General features: G+C 43.8%; 1 protein-coding gene. It reads left to right on the top strand.

The annotated features are described in order from the left end of the window. On the top strand, positions 1–256 hold a 256-nt coding region (locus tag ACI43T_RS12140), incomplete at both ends, for a pilus assembly PilX family protein (protein WP_452299610.1).

The following is a 256-nucleotide window of genomic DNA, read 5'->3' as shown; positions in this document are numbered from 1 at the left end:
GCTACCCAGTCATACAATACTGAACAGCGTATCAGCACCAATGATGCCGACCGCAAACTGGCAACCACCCTAGCCGAAGCGGCACTGCGTGAAGGTGAAAATCAAATTTTTGATATTGAAGGTAAAAAGACTACTTTTACCGCAAAATGTGAAAAAGGTTTATGTTCCACACCAAACGTAAAATCCAATGGCGATTTTACTGAAGAAGGTAGCCCAACCGTAGATGCTTGGAAGCGCAAATGCGACAAAAACCTGT

Origin of the sequence: Neisseria oralis (assembly GCF_045062685.1) — a bacterium.
Lineage (GTDB): Bacteria > Pseudomonadota > Gammaproteobacteria > Burkholderiales > Neisseriaceae > Neisseria > Neisseria oralis.
The sequence above is the reverse complement of the archived record's forward strand: the minus strand, read 5'-3'. Positions and strand labels throughout refer to the sequence as shown.